This is a genomic window from Runella sp. R5_40, assembly GCF_057652295.1.
The window spans coordinates 1-24692 of the sequence record NZ_JBYFCH010000033.1 but is presented as its reverse complement, the minus strand read 5'-3'; the positions used below and the strand labels follow the sequence as shown (position 1 = coordinate 24692).

The window sequence follows — 24692 nt, the reverse complement described above, 5'->3', positions numbered from 1 at the left end:
TTAAAAGATGTTCGTTAAAAATATACGCATCATCCCCTAGTAAATACTATTGAGTGCGTATTTTACTTTAAATTGCTACCGAAATTAAACCCTTACCTCATTCATCCGCCCATGCGCCTGTTCATTACCTTTCTATTCAGTTTAACCGCCTTTCTTGCCTCTGCCCAATCAAAATTGGTTTGGTGGAAACCTTCCGACAGTACTTTTCCCGTCATCGACGGCCAAGCCTGGTCTAGCGAAATGCGCGACACCATCCAACGTTTTCCACCGCGCGCCGAAGCCAACGTCCGCAAGGCTGTTTGGAACCTCTCGCGTAACAGCGCAGGGCTTTCGATTCGTTTTATAAGTAATGCTGACCAAATCGTCGTTCGCTACAAAGTGACGGGTGCTATCAATATGCCCCACATGCCCTCGACGGGTGTGAGTGGCGTCGATTTGTACGGCATCGACAGCGATGGAAATTGGCAGTGGGCCAATGGGAAATACAGTTTCAAAGACACGGTTCAGTACGTTTTTGCCCAACTTCGCCCCAACGACAACTACCATAAGCTCGGCCGCGAATACCGACTTTTTTTACCTCTTTATAACAGCGTCCGCAATTTAGAAATTGGCGTTCCCGAAGGCAGTTTATTTAAAGTACTCCCTCAGCGCCTCGAAAAACCGATTGTGGTTTACGGAACGTCCATCGCCCAAGGCGCTTGCGCTACCCGCCCAGGCATGGCATGGACCAATATCTTGTCTCGAAAGCTGGACCGAACGGTCATCAATCTTGGATTTTCGGGCAACGGTCGTTTGGAAAAAGAAGTCATTGACCTTATCAATGAGCTTGACGCCAAAGTATTTGTGTTGGATTGTTTGCCGAACTTGATTGTCCCCATCGTCGATCACCAAGAACTTCAAAAAAGAATCGTCGAATCGGTAAAAGCCCTTCGTGCCAAGCACCCCAACACGCCGATTTTGCTCACCGACCACGACGGCTACACCGAAGGTTATTTAATGCCTCACCGCCAACCCTTGTTTGAGGATGCCAACAAAGACCTGCGCGAAGCTTTGGCACAATTAGCCAACGAAAAAATTACGGGCGTGTATTCGTTGCCTATTTCCGACATCAACATCGACCACGAAGGAATGGTGGACGGGACACACCCCAACGACATCGGGATGATGCGCTACGCCGAGGCGTATGAGAAAAAACTTCGGGAAATTATGCAGGAACCCGCTGGAAAACTCAAAACGCAAATTCCCACCCGCCAAAACCGCGAACCAGGCAGCTACGTGTGGGAAGACCGCCATTATGATATGCTCCGATTGAACCAAACTGACGCCCCTAAAGTGGTGTTGATAGGCAACTCAATTACCCACAATTGGGGTGGAAAACCGCTCAACAACCGCATCAAAGGGGCTGATTCGTGGCAGAAATACGTAGAACCCTACCAAGTTCGCAACTTTGGTTTTGGCTGGGACCGCGTCGAAAACGTGCTGTGGCGGGTCTATCACGATGAGTTTGACGGCATTACCCCCGAAAAAATTATCATCAACATTGGTACCAACAACCTCCAGCTCAATACCGACGACGAGATTGTGCAAGGTCTTCGTTTTTTGGTACAAGCCATTCATACACGTCAACCCCAAGCCAAGATTACGCTCTTGGGCATTTATCCTCGTCGCGAACAAGAGGCCCGCGTAGCCACGCTTAACAAAGCCATCCAAGCCATGAGCAAAGCCGAAAAAGTAGGTTTTTCGGACATTGGTAAAGTGTTTTTACAAAAAGATGGAAAAATCAATGAAAGCCTTTTCTCCGACGGGCTTCATCCCAATGCGGCGGGCTATGAAGAAGCAGGCAAACGCTTAGAGCAGGAGTTGTTGAAGAAGTAACATTTTATCCCCCCATTTCACTAATGAAATCTTATTTTCTGATTGCTTTCTTGGGGAGTTTTATTCCACAAGTATGCGCACAAGATGTACCTATTTTGAAGCATTATGACCAAAATCACCTGTACCGAATCGCTCTTCCCCTCGGAGGTATTGGCACAGGAACGGTGTCTCTTTCGGGCAAAGGCGAACTCCGAGATTGGGAAATTATGAATCGACCCGCCAAAGGATTTAGTGGGGGGCAGATGGGAAATGGAGTGCCTTTTTTTTCTATTTTTATTAGAGAAACCAACGGTAAAACGCATACCAAAGGGCTAATGGGTCCACTCGACCCCGTCGATTATCAGGACAAAGAGGGGCGCCCAGTGGATAACCACGGTATTCCGCGTTTTCGTAACGCTTCGTTTGATGCTACTTACCCTTTTGGTCAAGTCAATCTATCTGACCCTAACCTCCCCGTCAGCGTTCGGCTCAAAGCATTTAACCCTTTGATTCCTACCGATGCCGATGCCAGCGGAATGCCGTTAGCCGTACTAAAATACGAAGTAAAAAACACCACGAATCAGCCCATTACGGTATCGGTATGTGGTTTAATGCGTAATTTTATTGGTAATGATGGCTCAAAAACACGGATGGATTGGAAAGGTGATTTGATTCCGATTGGCGCCAAAAACAACCAAAATAGCTTCCGTACGTCAGGTCAAGTGCAAGGAATTTTCATGTACTCCGACAGCGTCAAGAAAACAGCAGAACAATGGGGCACAATGGCACTGGTAACTCCCGCTCAAACAGGAGTCACGTACCGACGCTCGTCCAGAAGCAACGACTGGGAAAACGCCCTGCTGGATTTTTGGGATGATTTCAGTGCTGATGGCGAACTCACTGACAAGGAAAAACTGGTAGATAATGACCCTCAGGCATCACTAGCAGTAAAGATGCAAATCCCTGCTAATCAAAGCCGTGTTTATACATTTTACATTACTTGGCATTTTCCCAACCGCTTTGCTTGGTCGTCTGAGAATATAGGCAACTACTATGCTACCCAATACACCGACGCTTGGGACGTAGCCCAAAAAGCCGCCGAACGATTACCCCAACTGGAGCAAAAAACCGTTGAGTTTGTCAGGGCTTTTATGCAAAGCAAGCTACCTGAGGTAGTGAAAGAAGCCGCTCTCTTCAACCTCAGCACGCTACGTTCACAAACTGTTTTCCGAATCAAAGATGGCACCATGATGGGCTGGGAAGGCTGCATGGACAACTACGGCTCGTGTCAGGGCTCCTGCACTCACGTATGGAATTACGAACAGGCAACGGGGTTTTTATTTGGCCAGTTGGCCCAAACTATGCGCAAAACGGAGTTTGGACCCGCCCTCGATGAAACTGGTTTTATGAGTTTTCGGGTGGGGTTACCACTAGCCACCAACGCCCAACGCTACAAAGCCGCCGCCGCCGATGGGCAGATGGGCACCATCATGCGCTTCTATCGCGATTGGCAGCTATCTGGCGACACGTCATTTCTCCGACAATTTTATCCCGCAGTTAAACGCAGCTTACAATTTGCGTGGCTTAAAGGAGGTTGGGACGGCGACAAAGATGGCGTCATGGAAGGGTGTCAACACAATACGATGGACGTAGAATATTATGGTCCTAATCCTCAAATGCAAATTTGGTACTTGGGAGCCTTACGTGCGATGGAAGAAATGGCTAATGCGATGAACGAACCTATGTTTGCCGCAGAATGTCGGCAGCTTTTTGAACGAGGAAAAAAGTTTGCCGATGAACGTCTATTCAATGGAGAATATTACGAACAAATCGTTCAGACAGCAGCTCATAAAGACCAAATCTTGATGGCAACTGTAGCCAGCGGCCGCGCTTACACCCAAGACCCACCCTATCAATTAGGGAAAGGCTGTTTGGTTGACCAGCTCATTGGGCAATACATGGCTCACGTCTATGGGCTTGGGTATCTGATAAAGCCCGAAAATGCTCAAAAAACGCTTCAAAGCATCCTCAAATACAATTATCGCTCCAGTATGCTGAATCATTTTAACAATATGCGTTCGTACGCCTTGGGTGACGAGGCCGCCTTGTTGATGGCGAGTTATCCGCGTGGTGAGCGTCCGCAAATCCCATTTCCCTATTTTTCAGAAGTCATGACAGGATTTGAATATACGGCTGCCATCGGAATGCTCTACGAAGGTCAGACTGAGTCGGGTTTGCTCTGCATCAAAAATATACGGGACCGTTACGACGGAGCTAAGCGTAGCCCTTTTGATGAAGCCGAATGTGGTCACCACTACGCACGAGCCATGACAAGCTGGGGGGCCGTATTAGCTCTTTCAGGGTTTCAGTATTCGGGAGTAAAAAAAACGATGGCTTTTCATTCTCAAGAAGGGACCTTCTTTTGGTCAAATGGGTATGCCTACGGAACCGTTCAGTGCAAAAAAATGGGAAATGGCTTTAGCATCAAACTCTCCAGTTTAAACGGAGACGTTGCGTTAGAAAAGTTTTCAATTGGTAAACTAACCAAAACTTTTGAAGCAAACCATCAGCTTAAAGAAGGACAAACGTTGACGATGCAATTGAAATAGGAAAGAAATAGCCAATTCCGTCCAAAAAGGCTAAATTTGAGCGTATAAACCCATTTCATCTTCAACTATCCTCTCACAAATCCCGTTTCTATGAACATCAAACCCTTTATTTCGAGCGCTTTGGTAGCGCTAAGTTTGGGCGTTTTTGCTCAAAAAAAATCAAATGATTTTAAAGTTATTGGCTATTACGTCCCCAACATCCCTGCTGAACAAATTCCCGTGGATGTTCTGACCCACGTCAATTTTTCGTTTGCAATTCCTGCCAAAACGGGCGATTCCCTCGAACCACTCCGAAATCCCGAGGCACTTCACAGCTTAGTACGGTATTTGCACAAACACAACATCCAAGTGTTTATCTCCATCGGTGGTTGGGGTATTGGCGACGGCGGTGGCGATGATACCCGCTTTCACAAAATGGCCGAACGCGCCGAAGGTCGTCATACGTTTGTTCAGCACGTCATGAAATTTGTTCGTACTTATAAAGTAGATGGCGTGGATTTAGACTGGGAATACCCCGACGAAGACTCCCCCTCAGCCGACCATTACGTAGCCCTCATGAGCGAACTCGGTGATTCACTCCACGCTCAAGGTAAAAAACTGACGGCGGCGGTGATTTCATACGGCAAAAAAGGCTATGGAATGAAAAAAGAAGCCCTTGATAAAATGGATTGGGTCAACGTGATGGCTTACGACGACGACTACGGCCCCAACTACATCCGTGCCCATTCTCCTTATTCTTTGGCCGTTAAAAGCTTAGATTATTGGACAAAAGAACGCGGAGTTTCCGCCCAAAAAGCCATTCTGGGACTACCATTTTATTCTAAAAAAGGAATGGGAAATTATGGCCCCGACTACAAAGGTTTGTTAAAAGACGGCGCAAGTCCTTACGATGACTACTGGAAAGGCGCTTTTTATAACGGTATTCATACGATTGAACTTAAAACCAAGCTGGCCAAAGACCGAGGATGCGGTGGTGTCATGATTTGGGAAATTTCGTGCGATACCAACGATGAGTTCTCGCTGCTACAGGCCATTAAACGAGGGTCAAAAAAATAAACTTGCCTGTCTTCAATTATACTATCCCCCTCTTATTCAGTCCCCAACGGAATTTTCCTGTTGGGGACTTTTTGTTTTTTATATCCTCAAATCTAATTGGACGACAAGATAATAGGCATATTTCTTTTGGTATGTCAAGATCAGATTTTTTACAAATAGTAAAAAAAAGTTTTGGTTTCATGTGACCAAAGATACTAATCCACGTCATCCATCTACCTATTATAGATTATGCCTTATTTTTCACCAAACTTTGAAAACCATGAACTCTCATCCTATCACATCAGCCCATGAGCTTCCTAAAAATCAGGATTTAACCGTGTGTTTACAGATTGAGCAACAAGACACCCAGACCCTTCTTTCATTCTTGTTGTCCAAACAAATTTCGTTTGAGTTAGTCTATCATCCTGTACTTTCGTCGTCCCTTAAAGGAGGAGCTTCTGTATTTCCATCCGCTAGTTATGTACCAAAGGAAGAATCAGTATCCGCCATCCCATCTTCTCACCTAAGTACACGTGAAAAAATTGAGTGGGCTTACGACTATTATATTCAACGAAAACATACCCAAAACGTCCCTGCGGAAACGGAGATTGCTTCACAGTTAGAAATAGCGACCAGTCAATTCCGCAGTCTTTTTAAGAAAATCTACGGCAAAGGGTTTTATCAACTTTACCTTGAAAAACGCATGGAGTACGCCAGCAAACTTCTCCGTAAAGGGCTCAAGTGCAATGAAGTGGCCAAAATGGTCGGCTATGGTAGTAATTCGGCCATCAAGTTTAACAAAATGTTTCAAAAACACTTTGGTATGACGCCTAAAAAGTACCAGCTCCAATACGCCAGCTAATCACTTTTAAGCGTTCCTCTTACACACACCGTTATTAGTTATTAATTATTTACCAAACAAACGTAGCAACTGATTTACCTTCCAAAGTAGGCATTGTTTGCTTGTTTTTATGACGAATATTAAACGTCATTGGTTTATCACTTTCATTGATAACAATGAGTACCGTTTTGCCATCTGGTGTCTTAAATGCGACATTTGATAGGCTCATTGTGACGTTTGATGCTATACGCACAGAATTGGGTCGGACAAATTTTGATGCGTGCGCAATGATATAGTAAGCTGGATTACGAACAATCGTTTCGCCAATAGTAAGGGCGCCCAAACAAGCGGTACATCCACCTTCGGTATAAGGTTTTTGCTGTGGGTCGGCCGCTAAATTCCACTCTAAGACCGTCTTACACCAATTGCGAGGAGCGCCAATGACCAAATTTTTAAGGTGCCACATCAAGTCACCTCCAAAATTGGCAGGTGCACCTATCCATTGTTCTGTGAAATACAGGTTTTTATCAGGGTGGGCTTCGTGTACATCCCGTAAACTTTCAACGCTTCCACCGTACAAATGAAACGCCGAACCATCGATGTACTGACGCGCTTCTGGGTCGTTTAAAATGCTGATGGGATAATCAGGGCGGTCGGCGTTGTGGTCATAAATCAAGATTTTTGTAGCAATTTTAGCCTTCCTAAACACTGGCCCAAGGCTCTTTTTAATGAATGCCGCTTGTTCGTCTTGCGGCATCAATAGGCTTGGATTGTTGCCTGGGTGGAGGGGTTCATTTTGCACCGTCATTGCGTCTATCCGAATCCCCTCTTTTTGCATTTCTTGAATATACTTCACCAAATAGCGGGCATACACATCGTAAAATTCAGGCTTCAAACTTCCTCCTTTCGAGGCCGCGTTGGTTTTCATCCAGGCGGGCGGCGTCCAAGGTGAGCCAAAAATTTTGAGCGAGGGTGCTATTGCAAGTATTTCTTTCAACACAGGAATCAGTTCCTTTTTTTCTTCTGCCAACGTAAACTTTGCCAGTGTGAGGTCGGTTTGGCCCGCGGGTAAATCGTTGTACGTAAACACATGATCGCTCAGGTCGGATGCTCCAATGCTAATGCGTAAGTAGCTCACGCCAATGTTGTTTTGATCCGTGGCAAAAATTTCTTTCAACAATTTTGCACGCTCAGTAGGCTTCATCGCCGCCAGCAACTGAGCACTCCCTCCCGTAAGCGTATAGCCAAAACCGTCCATTTGTTGAAACGTCTTGGTGTCGTCAACGTAAATACTGGGAAGCGTGTTAGTCGTCGTAACAAACGACAACTTCTCGGGTTGTTTTTGAAAAAGAACCGATTTATCTGCCTTTGTAAGCCAATATTCCGCTTGTTGGGCTTGGCTAGTTAGTGCCCACAACAAAAGCACAATACTCTGCATTTTTTTCATCATGATCGTTGGTTAAAATTGATAGGTTATGAAACAAGACAGCCCCGAAAAATGCGTTTTTCGGGGCTGCATAGGTATTTTTTTGTAACGATTACAGTCTGCGAATCCAGATATTACGGAACTGAGTCGCGTTATTGTGATCTTGGAGGTGAATCACATCTTCACCATGCGCCTCTGGGTAGTGGTGAAGGCCAATGTAAAGCGTCAAACCGTTGATGGTGGTATTATTTTGTACTAACACACCATTCAAAAATACGGTGATACGAGCAGGTGAATCCAAACGGCCATCTGGCTTGAAACGCGGTGCTGTATATACCACATCATATACGTTCCACTCCGACGGGCTACGCATTGGATTTACAAGCGGCGCGTGGTCTTTGTAAATACTTCCTGCTTGTCCGTTACGGTAGGTACGGTTTTGGTACGAATCCAAAATTTGCAGCTCATAACGGTCTTGGAAGAAAACCCCACTGTTACCACGGCCTTGTCCAACGCCTTCTACTTTATCAGGCGCGCTAAACTCAAGGTGTAACTGGCAATCACCAAATTTCATTTTGGTTTTGATGTCACCACTTTTAGGCACTACTTCGAGGTAATCGCCGTTGACAATTTTCCAAGGGGCAGGGCCACCATCTTTGGCAGAAACCCACTGAGATAAGTCTTTACCATTAAAAAGGATGATAGCATCCGAAGGTGCTTCGCCAAGGTTTTTAGCTGGAGTAACAGTCGCTACTTCGGGCTCCCAAATTTCGGTCATTTCGGGTTTCATAGGCATGGGCGAAACCGCAGGAGGAGTACTTGGATAACCTTGTGCAAAAGCAGCAGCAGCACAAGCGACGAGCGACGCAGTAAGGAGCGTTTTTTTCATCATGGGTGTATTAAAAATTAAAAGTTTTACGAATCAAACAACCTTTTTTTCTACAAAGTCAAACGGTTGGTCTTTTTAACGTTCTCTACGCATTAATCGCATACAAAGATGCTTAAATAATCGGGCGACGATGAAGTAATCTGTTTTAGACTGAGGCTTACGTCTTGGGGAAGTATTTTAACCAAACGTTTTTGCAACTGCGTAGCCGTCTCTTTTTCAACGAGTTCGTAACGAATTTGACTACGGGTTATTTTTAATTCTTTTTTTCGTGATGACGACAACTGCGTTGTTTTCACCTCATATTCTTTATAAGCGGCCAACTCCTCAGCCAGTTGATCGGCCAATGGTTTCGCTCCTGCATCATAAAAAACCTCAACGACCCACTCTTTGCGCGGACTCGTAATTTTACTAATCAATGAGGCTTTTTTCGTCGGTGTTGTCGTCGTTTTTGTTTTTTCTGGTTTGGGTGAGCTTTCGGGGTTCATAATGGCCGCAACGCCCGACACCAGCCCCAGCACCAACGTCAGCCCCATAAACATCCGAATCGAACGCAGCATTTCGGGGCGTGGCTTAGGACGGCTACTTTCACGATTGAGCAAAAAAAACGATAAAATAAACGCAATCGCGCTCAATCCTGAAATACCGTACTTGAGAAACTCTGCCAGCTCGCTGACTTGAAATTGCGCAAAAACCATGTAGTGGGGTGTTATGACAAATTAAAGCGGCAAATAACGCGCTTTCGCGCTTTTTTTACAACCTTGACGCCACAAACTCAACAATCCAACGCGCCACCAAGGCACTATCTAAGGGCTGGGATAAGCTTTCTATTCCTTGTTGGGTCTTGGTTTCGCCAATTCGCTCTACCCGCGACCGCATCAACGCTTCTTCGTAAGGAACCGTAAATTCGGGATGTGCTTGCACTCCGAGCATCCGTTGGCCTACTTGAAACATCGCCACTGGGCAGTCGGCAGCAGTAGCAAGTACCTGCGCGTCGGGAGGCAACACCTGTACTTGGTCTTGGCACATCATCAATAAATTGACGTTTTGTTGAAAAGGCTGCATCCATTGTGGATAACTTTCCTCCAAAGGTAACCCGTCAACCGTAAACCGATGCACACCCACGCACCAACCCACCGACGATTTTTGTACTTTCCCTCCCAATGCTTCCGCCAGAAGTTGGTGCCCAAAACAAACGCCTACGTAGATTTTTTGGTGCGCATACAAATCTGCTACAAATGCCTTTAGGGTATGAATCCACGGTTCGTCGTCATAGACCGAAAACTTAGAACCTGTGCTCAAGTACGCATCACACTCATCGACTGATGCAGGAAAATGCCCGTTGGAAACGTCATAAAAAGTAAACTCCCATTCGGGAGCAAGGGGTAGAAACAAAGCAGGGAACATATTTCGATAGTCTCCCGCAATGTGTCGAAATTCATCGCGAACGTGGTCGCACTCTAAAAGGCCGATTTTTATGGTGTTTTTCACTTTGTATATCACTTATTTCAATGTATAACCTACCCCCACTCCACCCAACAGCAAAAAAGTGCGGTCGATTTTCCCCCAACTTTTACGATGTGTTATCGAAGGGTATGGGTTGTCTCCCTTGTAAATACTTTTATCTTCCCAAAAAATAGAACTTAATGGAGTAATCCCAACCTTAAAGAACCATCCACCTTCTGGCTTTTGAAAACGATACCCCACACGGGTGGTAACGAAGAGATACTGTTCTCGTTCTACAAGTTTATTCACATGATACTTCTCGGATGTAGGATACATGCCTGCATCATTCAACAATATCATTGGGTTTTTCCAATGCTGTCTAAATTGCGTATATGCCATTCCAATTCCCAGCTCAAAGAAATGAGATGCTCTTCCAAACAATAAACTCCCCGAAACAGGAACAGAATACATTTTTCGTCCATTGAGTGGAAAAAAGCCAAGCGCTCCATTGACGGCTATTTTGTAAGAAGGGGTGATTTTTACCAACTGGTCAACCCCAATCGACGTAAGTAACCCAGTTCCTAAACCTTCAAAAAACAGGGTGGTGCGCTGTTGAGCCTGCCCCACTTCCGCCAAGACAATTATCCAGAAAAGTAACAAAAGTCGTTTCATAAAGACTTATTGTGGCTACGAAAGTAAAATGTCAGCAGGAATTCCTAATTGTCGATTCAATATCCGCATTATTTCAGCCGTTAGTGGTTTCTTTCGGTTTAGTATTTGTGATACATATCCTTTGGAACCAATCAGTCCTACCAAATCTTTTGCTTTCATTCCTCTTTCTTCCAATGTCAATTTTATTGCTTCAATTGGATCAGGAGGTAGAACGGGATGATATTTATTTTCATAATCTTTTATTAAAACTACAAGTAACTCAGCCTCGTCACCTTCTGGCGTACCTGGAGCTGCATCAAAAATTTGATCAATTCGACGAAGAGCGACGTCATAATCTCTTTCTGTTCTCAAAACGTGGTTCATAGAAGTTGTTTTTGACATTTTATCACTAATCCTCTTTTAACCCCATGTCTTTAGACTGGGGTCGCTAAAAAAGGAATACCAACGAGGCTTCAGCCCTGACTTTTTCATATCAATATACTCAAAATCAGGGCTAAAGATGCTATACTTTCGTGGCATGCTGCTGCTGCTCATTTACCTACCACTAAAACCCTCCCACGCGCAAATGGAAAGACTTTGGTCGTGTAAGCGCTTCGTAACCTAAGGCCGATAAAGTACAACCACGCCCCGAATCCTTCACCCCTGTCCACGCCAATTCTGGGTCGAGATAATCGCAACGATTCATAAACCACGTACCTGTTTCTATCTGATTGCCAATGAAAAGTGCCGCATCCGCATCTCCCGTCCACACCGACGCCGTAAGCCCGTAGTCACTGTCGTTCATCAACGCAATCGCCTCTTCATCGCTGCTTACTTTCATAATTCCGACGGCAGGGCCAAACGTTTCTTCCGTCATAATACGCATCGAGTGACTGACATTGACCAACAACTGAGGTGCTAAATAAGGAGTCCCCACCTGATTGCTTGGAAACAACGAAGGATCAATCAGTGCATCAGCACCTTGGCTTACCGCTTCGCGGATTTGCTCACGCACAAACTCCGCCGCCGACGTACGCACCATCGGACCAAGGTGGGTGCCTGCGTCAAACGGATTACCTAAAATGTATTTGTTGACCAAGTCCACCGCACCGTGTACAAACTCATCATAGACTTTTTCGTGGACGTAAATACGCTCAATTCCGCAGCATGACTGCCCCGAATTGAACAAAGCACCGTCCACAAGATTCTCAACCGCAAACGCTAAGTTAGCATCCGCTCGAACGTAGGCTGGATCTTTTCCACCAAGCTCCAACCCTGTTCCAATAAAACGCTCCGCCGCTGCTCGCTGCACAGCATGCCCACCCGATACCGAACCCGTAAACGCCACAAAATCAACGCGAGAATCGGCAATGATTCGTGCTACGTAGTCGTGAGTCGTATGAATATATTGGAACACGCCTTCTGGCAAGCCCGCCGCTTTGAAGGCTTCGGCGTAGCGCTCAGCGCAAAGGGGTGTTTGTTGCGCATGTTTCAGGATAACGGTATTTCCAGACAACAAAGCAGGAATAACCACATTGACCGAGGTCAAATAAGGGTAGTTCCAAGGAGCGACAACAAAGACTGTCCCGAGGGCTTCGCGGCGAATAAAACGCTGAAAACCGTCTCTTTCAGAGACCGATATGTCAGACAGAGCCCCTATAGCGGCTTGCATCATATAACGCGCTCGCTCCTGAAAACCTCGACGGATTTCGTTGGGCGTGTAAGCAATGGGGCGCCCCATCTGCCACGTTAGCTCAGTACCGATGGCGTCGGCGTGCTCGATAAAATAAGCAACTGCTCGTTCACAAATGGCAATTCGTTCCGACAAAGGAACGGCTTTCCATACTTTTTGGGCAGCTTTGGCAGTAGTTAATACTGTTTCGATGTGGGAAGCTGTAACGTACTCGCGTTCTAAATAAACCGAGCCATCGACAGGAGAAATGACTTGAAACGTTTTCATCAGTTTGGTGACATATAAGTCCGAAAAATACGGCTTAATTTTTAAAATACAGCAAAGCCGCTACGCATACTACCTCCTAAAGGGTTGAATTTACCTCCGATGGTACTACTTTATTTTGTACATTTGAAAACATCGCAAACCTAATCGTATGAAATTTTTCTACACCCTCTTTATTCACCTCATTTTGGGTGGCTGGATGGCCCTTTTTGCCCAACAACTTGACATGGACGCCCTCAAAGCGTACCCGTTTCCCAACGAACTCACCGCTGCCGCCACAGGTGCTCGCATTGCTTGGGCCTTTAACGAACAAGGTCAACGCAACATTTACGTCGCCGAAGGACCAACGTTTACCGCTCGCCGTCTCACTAATTATCTCCAAGACGATGGGCAAGAACTTAGTAGTGTGGCAATTTCTCCCGACGGGAAATGGGTTATTTATGTTCGCGGGGGCGACCACGGTTCCAACTGGAACGACGACCTCCCCGTCAACCCTAGCTTTCATCCCGTCCCTACCAAAGTCCAAGTATGGAGTATACCTTTTTCGGGAGGGGAACCCAAATCGCTAGGCGAAGGCGAAAACCCCGTCATTTCGCCCAAAAGTGATAAAGTAGCCTATAGTAAAGGGGGGCAGATTTACACCGTACCCATCGACGGCACCGCTCCTGCCACGGTTCTTTTTACGGCCCGTGGCACCAATAGTTCGCCCGTTTGGTCGCCCGACGGTAGCCGCATAGCCTTCCAATCCAACCGCACCGATCACCAGTTTATTGGTGTCTATACCGATGCCCAAACGCCTATTCGGTGGATTGACCCGCAATTCAAGCGTGACCAATCGCCACGCTGGTCGCCCGACGGACAGAAATTGGCCTTTGTTCGCACCAATGGTTCAGGAGGAAAACCAGATTCTATTTTGGCCCGCCGCCCGAATCTGTGGTCGATTCTTACCTTTGACTTAACTACGGGAAAAGCTACGCCCCTCTGGACATCGCCCAAGCGCCTGAACGGTACCTTTCCCACCACCCACGGTACTACCAATTTGCACTGGGCGGCAAACCGCATTGTTTTTTTATCGTACCACGACGGTTGGCCACATTTGTACTCGTTGGCCGAGTCAGGAGGTGCGCCCCTTTTACTCACTCCTGGCAATTTTATGTGTGAACACATTCAACTGAGTTCTGACAAAAAAACGCTGTTATTTACGGCCAATGCAGGTACTGACCCGCTCGACATCGACCGCCGCCACGTGGTAAAAGTATCCGTTGACCGCGCCGATATGCAAGTCGTTACCCCAGGCTCAGGCTTGGAATGGTCGCCTGTTTTAACTGGCGATGGCGCAGCGATAGCATTCATTGGCGCTACTTCCCAACGCCCCCCCATGCCCCACGTACTTGCTACCTCTCCCTCAGCCACTCCTCAGCTCCTCGCGGCCGATAAACTTCCTGCTCAATATCCAGCTTCGGCATTGGTGACGCCCAAACAAGTTACCTTCAAAACCCCCGATGGCTTTACCGTTCATGCACAGCTTTTTGAAAAAGCAGGAGGGCCTTCCAAAAAACCAGCCATTGTTTATGTTCACGGCGGGCCACCTCGCCAAATGCTGCTTGGTTGGCACTATTCCGACTACTATGCCAATGCCTACGCCATGAATCAGTACTTGGCGAGTTTGGGATTTGTGGTTCTTTCGGTCAATTATCGTTTGGGAATTGGGTACGGATTTGAGTTTCATAACCCCAAAAATGGAGGCGGTTATGGTGCTTCGGAATACACTGACATCAAGACCGCTGGCGAATGGCTTGCGAAACAAAGCCAAGTCGATTCTAAGCGAATTGGGGTGTATGGTGGCTCGTACGGTGGATTTCTGACCGCAATGGCGTTGGGTAAAGATTCACAGCTTTTTGCCGCGGGCGTGGATGTCCACGGCGTACATGACCGCACCATTGAGCGTACGCGTAACCTAGTACTTCCCGACCAATACGACCGCGCGCCCGACGCCCAATATGCCCTCGAAGTGGCGTGGAAATCATCACCCATTGCTTATATGGATACGTGGAAATCGCCCGTACTTATCATTCACGGCGACGACGACCGCAATGTACGCTTTAGCCAGAGCACCGACCTTGTTCGCCGATTAGAAGACAAAGACATTTACCACGAAACCCTGGTGATTGTCGATGATACCCACCATTTTATGAAACACCAAAATCAGGTCAACGTCAACAAAGCCATTGCGGCCTTCTTTTTGAAGAAATTATAACCTAGCGTAACCGACTTACCAAGTATTTGAAAACTTGGTAAGTCAATTACTCTTTCAGCCATCGGCTTATTTTTTGACCATCAAAGGGGCTTCCAGCATCCAAGTATCTCCCTTCTTTATCCAGTAGAACCATCAATGGGCGTTTAGTCATAAAAACTGCCTCTAGCACATCTCCTAGTAGATAATCAGCATAAAAATGATGTTCACTGGCCTTATTGATTGGATAGCTACGCAAAGCATCTTTCCAACTTTCAAAACGATTTTTGGAGCAAAGCGTAGCCAACTGAACATTTGTTTGTTTTATTTTTTGCCCTAACGTTCCGAATGCAGCAAGTGCCGCTTGGCAGCTATCTTCCCACGTATTCCAAAGTAGTAAAAGGGTTTTCTTCCCAACAAGACGTTGAAGCGTCGTCGATGTGCTGTCTTGTTCAAAGACAGGTAACGAAGGAATTTGAGTTCCTACTACCATTCGTATATTCTTCCAATACCGCATTTTAATACTGGGCAAATGGTTTGACTGCGGAAAGTCTCGCTCAAAACGTTCAATGAAAGGCCTTTTTTCTGACTCCGATGTCCAAAAACCTTTTTCTGCTAAAGCCAAATTCAGAATTTCCTCCCGCGTCTTGGGTAAGTTAGCGAGGGCTTTGTCTGCATCATTATAAAAATCCATCATTTTTGAGGGCTCTTTAGGCGCAAGTTCATCTACCACATACTTTTCTCCCAAAAATGACAACAGTGCGCTTCGGTAGTTGGGCGACATCCACGCATCTTCATGCGGAACAATGTATAATTTCAATCGTGGAGAGAGACCTTCTCTGTATTTTTTGGGACTACTCTCCACTTGTCGTATGCTTTGCAAGTCATCAAACATATCGTCTGTCCAATCTTTGGTTGCATTGTAAAAAGCGGCTCGATGATAATACTGGCTTTCGATAGCTGCTTGAACAAACGCATTTTGAGCCTCGCCTATACTACGTTGGAGGCCCTGATACTCCGCCCACTGTCGGTCGGCAATATCTCGCATAAGGTTCCTGTATATTTCTTCCGAAACATTCCGCATCAATGGCCGCCGCTGCAACGAATCCCGCTCCAACAGTTGGTATTTTTGCAGAAAACGATTGATCACAACCGTTGACCCTTTGCCTTCAAAAACCAACCGCCCTTTTCTTTCCAAACATACAAGTGTATCATTAGGGGTCAGAAATATATTTTGCATTGTTAGAGTCGTTTCACTTTTAAAATAACTGATGAACACCAAACTAGCCTTCTTCATCTGTTGAAACTGATACGTTACTAAATACCCCGTCGAATCCACTGTTCGGAGGACAACGGCCGTTTTCCCTTCCTGTACCACAACAATTCTCTGAACCCCTTGGCTATTAGGAAGACTCACCATTCTGCCATTTTTTTCGGGCGTTTCTAATTGAATTTTCACTATCGACACTTGGGCTTTTAGTTCCACCCTCAAAAATGCCATTAAAACCACCAACAAGACAAACCTCACCCTCATATAAAACCTGTGTTTAGTTAAAAACGATAAATGACTACTGGCTTTTCCTCTAATTTTTCATTAAAAATCAATATAACAGTATTTTTTGAATAGGTTATTATTCTACACAAACTCCAATTATAAGACATATATTATTTAGTGCTATTTTCAATTTTAGCAAAATTTACTCTCTTATAAATCTCTTCTACTTCCTATTTCACCTGCCTTAGCTTCATTTTGTACAATATTCTATACTTTAACTACTAATTAATCAATCCACCCTTACACTTTGCAAAATATGCAACCTTTTTTTGCAAAAAATGCTATCTAATTTTACTCACTAAAAGACATAATTTGACGAATAAAATTCAGAATATTACACCCAGCACTAGACTTTGCTTGTTGCCTTTTGAGCAATACAGAACCAATACACTCAAAACACTATCAAAATAAGGTATATCAATGTACTTTCTTAACCCATTAGCTTCTTTTCTTATACTATTTATACCAAAACACCCTCATATCTATTAAACCATAAAATTTTAAAATAGGCAAAGTAGGGGGGAAATAAAAAGACATACAGTTAATAAAATTATTAAATTATACCTATATCTATTAACACTTTTTTTATAAAACAATAGAGTAGTTTGCCTAGTTTTGTCCCTTGTATGAGGTGATAGTTTATATCTTTAACCTATTTTCCACCCTAAACGCTGCTCACACCAGCACAGAATTCTAACTTGTATGAAAAGAAAACTACAACCACACCGGCGGGTGGTTAGGATGGCACGAAATTCTTCGGCGCCCCTCCTATTATCTCTCTCCTGCCTCCATTTCGCTTATGCAGCTCCTGTAGCAGGAGTGCCAACGCGGAATCACGCCATTCTTGTTGAAGCCACTGCTGTGGACAAGGCCATCACAGGTAAAATTGTGGATGAAACCAACAGTCCTCTTCCAGGGGTTAGTATCGTCATTAAAGGAACTCAAAAAGGAACTGTAACTGACGCAAACGGTCAGTTCCGTCTTGATGTACCTGAAAAAGCAACATTGGTGCTCTCTTTTGTTGGTTATGAGCCACAAGAGGTACTAGTGGGCAACCAAAACGTGCTTAACCTGACCATGAAAGTGGACAGCAAAGTACTTGAAGAAATCGTCGTTATCGGTTACGGTACGTTGAAGAAATCTGACTTAACAGGTGCCGTAGGTTCGGTAAAAGCCGAGCAACTCATGGAGCGTCCTGCGCCTTCGTTGACTCAAGCCCTTTCGGGACGTATGCCAGGGGTACAAGTAAACACTAACTCTGGTCGCCCAGGTGGTCGTACTACGATTCGTGTTCGTGGTTTTAGCTCTATCAACTCGTCAAACAACCCACTTTATGTAGTGGACGGGGTGATGCTTCCACAAGGAAACCAAAACCAATTTAGCTCAGCGATTGACTACATCAACCCGAACGACATCGTGTCGGTAGAAGTATTGAAAGATGCTTCTTCTACGGCGATTTACGGGGCACGTGGCGCCAACGGGGTTATCTTGGTAACTACCAAAAAAGGAAAAGCAGGTGAAGGTACTGTTACCTACAATGCCGATTTCAGCGTAAATACCATCGGGCCAAACCGTCCGCAAGTACTCAACGCCAAAGAATACCTTGCCGTTGAAGATTTGGCATGGGCAAACATGGCTAAGTATGACCCAACAGGTTGGGCAGCGGGTAAATGGGCGTACTTAAACCCTAAACTCCGCCGCACTGACCCACGTATCTTTGACAGCAACGGTAACCCACTTTACGATACCGATTGGTTCAAAGAAACGTCACAAAATAGCCTTTCTCAAAACCATCAGTTGGGTTTCAGCGGTGGTAACGAGCGCACGCAGTACTCATTCTCATTGGGCTACCGCGACGACCAAGGGCTCCTCAAAACTTCGTACATGAAGCGTTATTCTGGACGTTTTACCATCGACGATCAAATCAAAAAATGGTTGAAAGTTGGGGGTACATTGAGCTACAATAACCAAAGCGAAAACATTGTCGATCAAGGTGATGCCGTAGCTCGTCAGATTGTGGAAGACTTCCCGTTCATGCCTACTAAATACGCTGACGGAACCTATGCCAACAACCGCGATTATCCATACGCCGAAGGAACCATGAGTTCGTTGCACCGTTTGATGGGTCGTAAGTATATCCTAAATACCCAAACTACGGTAGGAAGCATGTACTCAAACATCAACCTTGCTAAAGGTCTTGAAATGCGTACGGTATTTGGTGTCAACGTACAAACACAAGAAAACAACCAGTCACAAACGCGTACGCTCAACATCGGTGGTAACGGTAACGCCTCTACTAGCAACCGTAAAGAGAGCTTCTGGTCGTTGGAAAACTACTTGACGTACAACAAACAGTTTGGTGACAAGCACTCGTTGACAGCCCTTTTGGGGATTTCGTGGCAAGAAACGAACCTCTTCTCTATGAGTGCCAGCATCAACAACTTCGCAACCGATTATTTTGAATTTAATAACTTGGGTGCGGGTGCGACCAACCCAGGCGTAGGCTCAGGAGCGTCTCGTTTTGCGTTTAACTCATACTTTGGACGTATCAACTACTCATTGGCCAACAAATACTTGGTAACAGTGACTGGACGTGCCGACGGTTCGTCGAAATTCGGGGAAAACCACAAATTTGCCTTCTTCCCATCAGGAGCGTTGGCATGGCGTGTGTCTGAAGAAGAGTTCTTGAAAAACAACTCGTTTATTTCTAATTTGAAATTACGTACTAGCTTCGGTTTGACAGGTAACTCAGAAATCCCAGCTTACTCTTCTTTGTCTCTTTTGAGCTCTAACTATGCTACTATCTATAACGACTCACGTGTGTCGGGTACAGGTATTTCTCGTTTGGCAAACCCAGACTTGCGTTGGGAAAAAACAGCTCAAGCTGACGTAGGTGCAGAGATTTCTCTTTTCAAAGGAAAAGTATCAATCGAAGCTGACTACTACTATCGTAAGACAACTGACATGCTTTTGGATGCTCCAGTACCACGTACAAGCGGTTACGGAACTATCCGTAAAAACGTTGGTTCGATGCAAAACAAAGGATTTGAACTTGGTATCAACACTGTAAACATCGACCGTGGTGGATTCCAGTGGAATACAACTTTCAACATTTCATTTAACCGTAACAAAGTACTTTCGTTGGCAACGCCTTCTGACATCTTCAACGTAGGTGGTCCTAACTTTACCAACCCAACCAACGTCATCCGTATTGGCGAGCCAGTAGGTTCGTTCTGGGGACTTACTCGTTTGGGCGTATGGAGCGAGTCTGAGCGCGAAGAAGCGGCTAAATACACTAGCTACCGTAACGGTTTGACAATTCTTCCTGGTGACATCAAGTACCTTGACGTAAACGGTGACAAAGCCATTACTGACGCTGACCGTAGCATCATCGGAAATGGTAGCCCTAAATCATGGGGTGCAATGACAAACACATTCCGTTACAATAACTTCGACCTTACCCTTGAACTTCAATTCTCGTACGGTAACGACGTTATGATGATGAACCTTCACGCAAGTGAAGACCGTCAGGCATTGGCAAACAGCTATACTTCGGTATTGGGCGCATGGACTCCACAAAACCAAAACTCAATGATTGCTGAAATCCGTGACACACGTGCAGGTTACGTAACTAACGTTGACTCATGGTGGATCAAAGATGGTTCGTTCCTTCGTGGTAGAAACCTCTTGTTGGGCTACACAGTTCCTAGCCACGTAACAAGCAAATTGAAGTTGAGCCGTCTAAGAGTGTATGCTACTACCCAAAACTTCTTCTTGGCATTGAAAGACAAGATTGTTGGTGACCCAGAAGTTACGCCAACCAACCAAGGAGACGGTAACAGTGCTTTCTCACAAGGGATGATTTGGCACAACTACCCTAAACCTACTACTTACATGTTGGGTATTCAGGTTGGTTTCTAATTCACACTCTTTCACTTAAATTGAACATTATCATGCAACTAAACATTATAAAGAACCTAGGAAAAGCCGCACTTATCGGAGCCGTTCTCATCGGGCCTTCGAGCTGTTCGGATTTCTTGAGCGAACAAGCCCCTTCAAACCTTACTCCCGATAACTTCTATACCATTCCAGACCACGCAGAAGCGGCTTTGGCCTCTGTCTATGCTGACTTGCGTTTCATGGGCGATGGTGCGGGTATCTTCTCGTCAAACTGGCAATTGTTGGAAGCTCTTACGGGAACTTCAACTACCGAAACGGCGCAAAACTCTGACTTGAACAACCTTTACGGGTTGGTTCACGACGGAAACACTGCGCACGTTGTCAACTATTGGAATGGTTTGTACAAAGTAATTGCGCAAGCTAACCAAGTAATTGATAAAGTACCTGGTATCACGACGATGCCAGATGCGCAGAAAAAGAAGGTATTGGGAGAAGCTCGCTTCTTGAGAGCGACTGCTTACTTCACGGCGGTACGTTTGTGGGGTGATATTCCATTGGTAACAAAACCTCAAACAGCAAGCTCGGAAGATTTCCAACCAGGCCGTGCACCACAAGAAGAAATTTACAAGCTTATTGTAGATGACCTTGTAGCAGCAGAAGGTGCTGGTTTGGCTTGGATGGATGCCAGCGGACGCGCTAACTTGGCGGCGGTAAAAGCACAGTTGTCTCGCGTATATCTAACAATGGCTGGCTTCCCACTTAGCAAAGGTGCGTCTCACTATAAACTAGCGGCAGACAAAGCGTTGGAAGTAATCACTTACGCCAATGCAAACCCTGGAACGATTAACCTCTTCACTACCTACGAGGACGTTCACAAGGAAAGCACAAAGAACCGTATTGAGCACCTTTTCATGCTTCAATACAACACGTCGGTAGCTGGTAACCCAATGGACAATATGTTCCCCAACTTCAAACCTGTAACCTACAACGGTCCATCAGGAACGGGAAGTACGGTACCTACTTCGTTCTTCTACAAGTCGTATGAAGCAGGTGACTTGCGTGCCAAAGACCAAGACGGGTATTTCTACACTACGTATTTTACCAACGGAAACGGTGCTCGTTTCGACTTAGGTGCCCCTTATATCTTCAAGCACTTCAACCGGACAGCAAACGGAACTTCTGGTACAGCAGGTACTCGTCAAAACAACTTGAACGTGCCTCAAATCCGCTACGCCGAAGTATTGTTGATTTTTGCTGAGGCTCAAAACGAACTAGGAGCGCCTACACAAGCGGCTTACGATGCCTTCAAACGCATCAGAGATCGTGCCCAACTTACGACTCCTGCACTTGGTACTTATACGCAAACTACTTTCCGCGAGGCGGTTTGGAGAGAGCGTTGGCACGAGTTGTGCTATGAGCAAATCACATGGTTTGACATGGTACGTCTTCGTAAAGTATATAACGAGAAGACAAACGGTTTCGACAACTTCGTTGGTCACGTAAACCTAAGCTCGAACCAAGCTTTGCAAGAAAAACACTTGTTGTTGCCGTTAGGAAAGCAAGAAATGCTTAACAACCCTAACTTGAAACCACAAAACCCAGGTTATCCTAACTAGGAATCTGGCAAACTTCCCGAAAGTTTTCAACTTTCGGGAAGTTGTTAAAAAGCTCCAATCGTTTTGGCGATTGGAGCTTTTTTTATGGGCAGTTATTCAATAACGCATTGCGTAAACACGCTGGTTTTCCAATCCATCTTCCAGCCTTTCACAGGTCTAGGCTTACGAGACAGGTTCAGAAGCAGTGGTTTTTCGGTGTATTTGGTGGGCATAAAACGCCGTGCAAAATTGCTAGGCGCCCCATCAATCAATTTCATTTTGACGTTGGTCCAATTAAATTCAACAAACTGTAGAAACTGCTCTACGTTGCGCTGAATCGTCGCATCGCCATCGTAGCGGTACGCAGTTACGTACGATGAAGTTTCGTTGGCAGCCGTAAATGTCGTGTGTGATTCTAGGTAATTGTTGCCCGTAAAATTCTTAAACTCATACCGTTCTCCCGCCTGAACGGTCGCTTCGTCCGTCAATTGTTTTTGGTTAACGAACCAATTAAAACGCCACAGAATATCCGTCGCTTGGCACTTATCAACAATAAACCCATTGTACAACATATCGGTATTTTTAAACCTATTTTCTCGACTTTCAAAAATTCCACGGCTATCGTTGTCTTGCGTAATACTTCCTATTTTAGCATTTCCCATCGCAAAAATTACCCCTGAGCCATTTCCAATGTGTAATTTATCAATCGTCAAATCGGCACTCAACGGCTGTACATAATTACGTTTGGCAGGAATATGACTAATGAACGTCCCCACTCGGTGCCGACCATCGGGTACATTGGGAAAGCCAAAGTAATAGCCATCGCCGTGGAGTTTGATCCGAACATCCGTTTCTACGGAATCAAATATGGCTCCCGTAATGCCTTTGTTGAGCCATAAACCTGTTATGTCGCTGATGGAAGATTCGCTCATAAACACTTTATTGGTGTCCTGAATCCGCAATTTTTTGACTCGAAAACTACTCTTCGGGCTTTTAAACGATGTCCACGTATGTTTGGAACCAACCCACGACAAGTTTTTTCGTAGCATGGTTGGGTATGCTTTCTCATCGGCCACCGCAGGCTTTCTAAGAACACCATCCATTACGTAGTTGTCAATCAGTACGTTATTGACTGCCTGGGTGTATAAAATCAACGAACAAGGGTATTTGGCATACAAGTTTTTAATGTAGAGTGTATCTTTTCGCTTATGAACTTGCGGATCTACTTGGTTCTCAAACGTGAAGGTATAAAACGATTTTTCAATCGGCGCGTCGCCCCAAGGTTCATTGTCTTGCAGGGCATACAGCGAGTCTATCACCACCGAACGATGTGCTCCTTTGACGTTGAAACCCCACACCGCAAATCCATCATTCTGGATATTGAGCCCGTTATAACCATTGATTTCTCGAAATGCTTTTACCAAAACACGGCGGTATCCTTCGTCCATTTCATCATTATGTGTGACAATGTTCACACCGCACATGGGCATATTTTGGATGGTCAACGAGCCAATTTCCAAACGAGAAGTGGTACGATTAGACGGGGCTACAATGGTCAAAAATGCGTTGCCGCCTTCATTCAGAGGTTGCGCAATTTGTGCTTTTTTCACGTTACCATCCAAAAAAACAACCCCTGAAAGCGCCAGTTCGGGAATGTCTCGCAGTTCTAAGATTTTGACGACTTTCACTCCACTTTGTGCTTGCAGGGTCGTATTTTGAAAATGCAACCGTAATCGCTGCGGCGACCACAGCGCATCGGGGGTTAACACCATTGGGGCAATGACATAGACTTTAGGCCCAAAATTTACCCGTTCGCTCACTTTCACGGCCTCCAGCAAAGCGCCGTTGATTGTCGCCATCGACTTGTCCAAAAACCAATCAATATGCACTCCTGCGCTGGGGTCAAATTGGCGTTTGAATCGTCCCTGCACCGCTCGGTTAGCGCTTTCCAGCACCGTTCCACCGTTGGCGGGAGAGTCTTTGTCGCTAGGGTCGTAGCGCCATTCTCCTTCTTTGCCCACATCGGTCACTAAATATGTTTTTTGAGACGAGGGAGTCTTCAGCGCAAGCATAGCCCGTAACGTAGTTCGTTCGGTCTGTGCCCACGCAGGGGTACAAAACAGCATCCATCCCAACATCCACCCCACAACAATATAACTTTTTGGCATCACGGTAGTCTTTTCTTTTAGAACTCCAAAATGCCAAAAAATTATCTGTAAAAGCAAAAAAAAGGGAGCAATGGACTAATTTACCACCCAAATATTTCAACAGCAGCGTACATGACGAGGCATATTCCAATGGTAGTGAGCGAATACATGACGCCATTAAACGAGTGGCCCGTCATGTACAAAATGTACTGAAGAATAAATCCGCCGCCCAAAATGGCAGCTCCGACTCCGCCAATGACAAAGCCTTTCTTTCGGCGTTTGGCGTAATACGCTTCTTTTTCGGTAGAAGAATTAAAGGTTTTCATCGTAAACAGGTTTAGAAATATACAATTAAATCCAATTATTGTGCAAATAAAATGATTTATGTCAATTCCATTACTCGTCGAAATGGCGGCGTTAACGCCTCTTATCGAAGAGCCCTGCGATAAAAATGGGTTGTTTTTAGTGTCGAGTGGAGAGTGCAGACGGGGTCGCCCTTTAGGTTTGTACTATGGTAAAATTTCAAGATTGAGTATTTTTAACAAACAGTACCAGAG

Annotated in this window: 17 protein-coding genes; 7 read left to right on the top strand and 10 right to left on the bottom strand. The window is 45.4% G+C overall.

What is annotated here, in order from left to right:
* The first annotated feature begins 111 nt into the window (after positions 1 to 111).
* From AC23N5_RS29385 to AC23N5_RS29370, 4 genes are all read left to right on the top strand, one after another.
* Entirely contained in the window at positions 112 to 1875 is a 1764-nt protein-coding gene (locus tag AC23N5_RS29385; protein ID WP_487758259.1) for an SGNH/GDSL hydrolase family protein, read from the top strand.
* Between the two features lie 23 nt (positions 1876 to 1898).
* Positions 1899 to 4463 (top strand): GH116 family glycosyl-hydrolase, encoded by a 2565-nt coding sequence (locus AC23N5_RS29380; RefSeq protein WP_487758258.1) that lies wholly within the window; start codon positions 1899 to 1901, stop codon positions 4461 to 4463.
* A gap of 90 nt (positions 4464 to 4553) precedes the next feature.
* Entirely contained in the window at positions 4554 to 5519 is a 966-nt protein-coding gene (locus AC23N5_RS29375; protein WP_487758257.1) for a glycosyl hydrolase family 18 protein, read from the top strand.
* A 259-nt stretch (positions 5520 to 5778) separates the two neighbouring features.
* A complete protein-coding gene (locus tag AC23N5_RS29370; RefSeq protein WP_487758256.1) occupies positions 5779 to 6360 on the top strand; it encodes a helix-turn-helix transcriptional regulator in 582 nt (193 codons plus the stop codon).
* A 49-nt stretch (positions 6361 to 6409) separates the two neighbouring features.
* Here the strand turns inward: AC23N5_RS29370 and AC23N5_RS29365 are convergent, their stop codons facing one another.
* The 7 genes from AC23N5_RS29365 to AC23N5_RS29335 all read right to left on the bottom strand — a co-directional run bounded on the left by AC23N5_RS29365 (position 6410) and on the right by AC23N5_RS29335 (position 12708).
* Positions 6410 to 7786 carry a glycoside hydrolase family 30 protein gene (locus tag AC23N5_RS29365; RefSeq protein ID WP_487758283.1) on the bottom strand — a complete coding sequence of 459 codons (1377 nt, stop codon included), beginning with the start codon at positions 7784 to 7786 and terminating at the stop codon, positions 6410 to 6412.
* A gap of 91 nt (positions 7787 to 7877) precedes the next feature.
* On the bottom strand, positions 7878 to 8654 hold the full coding sequence (locus AC23N5_RS29360; RefSeq protein ID WP_183975744.1) for a 3-keto-disaccharide hydrolase: 777 nt from the start codon (positions 8652 to 8654) through the stop codon (positions 7878 to 7880).
* Positions 8655 to 8746: 92 nt separating this feature from the next.
* Complete coding sequence (locus tag AC23N5_RS29355) at positions 8747 to 9349, bottom strand: hypothetical protein (protein ID WP_183975209.1); 603 nt, start codon at positions 9347 to 9349, stop codon at positions 8747 to 8749.
* Positions 9350 to 9404: 55 nt separating this feature from the next.
* On the bottom strand, positions 9405 to 10142 hold the full coding sequence (locus AC23N5_RS29350) for a glutamine amidotransferase-related protein (protein ID WP_487758255.1): 738 nt from the start codon (positions 10140 to 10142) through the stop codon (positions 9405 to 9407).
* A 12-nt stretch (positions 10143 to 10154) separates the two neighbouring features.
* Positions 10155 to 10769: a hypothetical protein gene (locus AC23N5_RS29345; protein WP_487758254.1), complete on the bottom strand. Its 615-nt coding sequence runs from the start codon at positions 10767 to 10769 to the stop codon at positions 10155 to 10157.
* A gap of 15 nt (positions 10770 to 10784) precedes the next feature.
* Positions 10785 to 11150: a helix-turn-helix domain-containing protein gene (locus AC23N5_RS29340; RefSeq protein ID WP_487758253.1), complete on the bottom strand. Its 366-nt coding sequence runs from the start codon at positions 11148 to 11150 to the stop codon at positions 10785 to 10787.
* 163 nt (positions 11151 to 11313) lie between these two features.
* Entirely contained in the window at positions 11314 to 12708 is a 1395-nt protein-coding gene (locus AC23N5_RS29335; protein ID WP_487758252.1) for an aldehyde dehydrogenase family protein, read from the bottom strand.
* A gap of 148 nt (positions 12709 to 12856) precedes the next feature.
* On the opposite strand from AC23N5_RS29335, the gene AC23N5_RS29330 reads away from it, so the two are divergent.
* A complete protein-coding gene (locus tag AC23N5_RS29330; protein ID WP_487758251.1) occupies positions 12857 to 14962 on the top strand; it encodes a S9 family peptidase in 2106 nt (701 codons plus the stop codon).
* A 46-nt stretch (positions 14963 to 15008) separates the two neighbouring features.
* Here AC23N5_RS29330 and AC23N5_RS29325 read toward each other — a convergent pair whose 3' ends face one another.
* Positions 15009 to 16472, bottom strand: a complete 1464-nt coding sequence (locus AC23N5_RS29325) for a TlpA family protein disulfide reductase (protein WP_487758250.1) — start codon at positions 16470 to 16472, stop codon at positions 15009 to 15011.
* A 762-nt stretch (positions 16473 to 17234) separates the two neighbouring features.
* On the opposite strand from AC23N5_RS29325, the gene AC23N5_RS29320 reads away from it, so the two are divergent.
* Together AC23N5_RS29320 and AC23N5_RS29315 are read left to right on the top strand one after the other, a co-directional pair.
* A complete protein-coding gene (locus tag AC23N5_RS29320; RefSeq protein WP_487758249.1) occupies positions 17235 to 20414 on the top strand; it encodes a SusC/RagA family TonB-linked outer membrane protein in 3180 nt (1059 codons plus the stop codon).
* A gap of 32 nt (positions 20415 to 20446) precedes the next feature.
* A complete protein-coding gene (locus tag AC23N5_RS29315; RefSeq protein ID WP_183975221.1) occupies positions 20447 to 22009 on the top strand; it encodes a RagB/SusD family nutrient uptake outer membrane protein in 1563 nt (520 codons plus the stop codon).
* Positions 22010 to 22101: 92 nt separating this feature from the next.
* Here AC23N5_RS29315 and AC23N5_RS29310 read toward each other — a convergent pair whose 3' ends face one another.
* Complete coding sequence (locus AC23N5_RS29310; protein ID WP_487758248.1) at positions 22102 to 24156, bottom strand: hypothetical protein; 2055 nt, start codon at positions 24154 to 24156, stop codon at positions 22102 to 22104.
* A gap of 80 nt (positions 24157 to 24236) precedes the next feature.
* Positions 24237 to 24461: a hypothetical protein gene (locus tag AC23N5_RS29305; protein ID WP_183975225.1), complete on the bottom strand. Its 225-nt coding sequence runs from the start codon at positions 24459 to 24461 to the stop codon at positions 24237 to 24239.
* Positions 24462 to 24692: the final 231 nt, after the last annotated feature.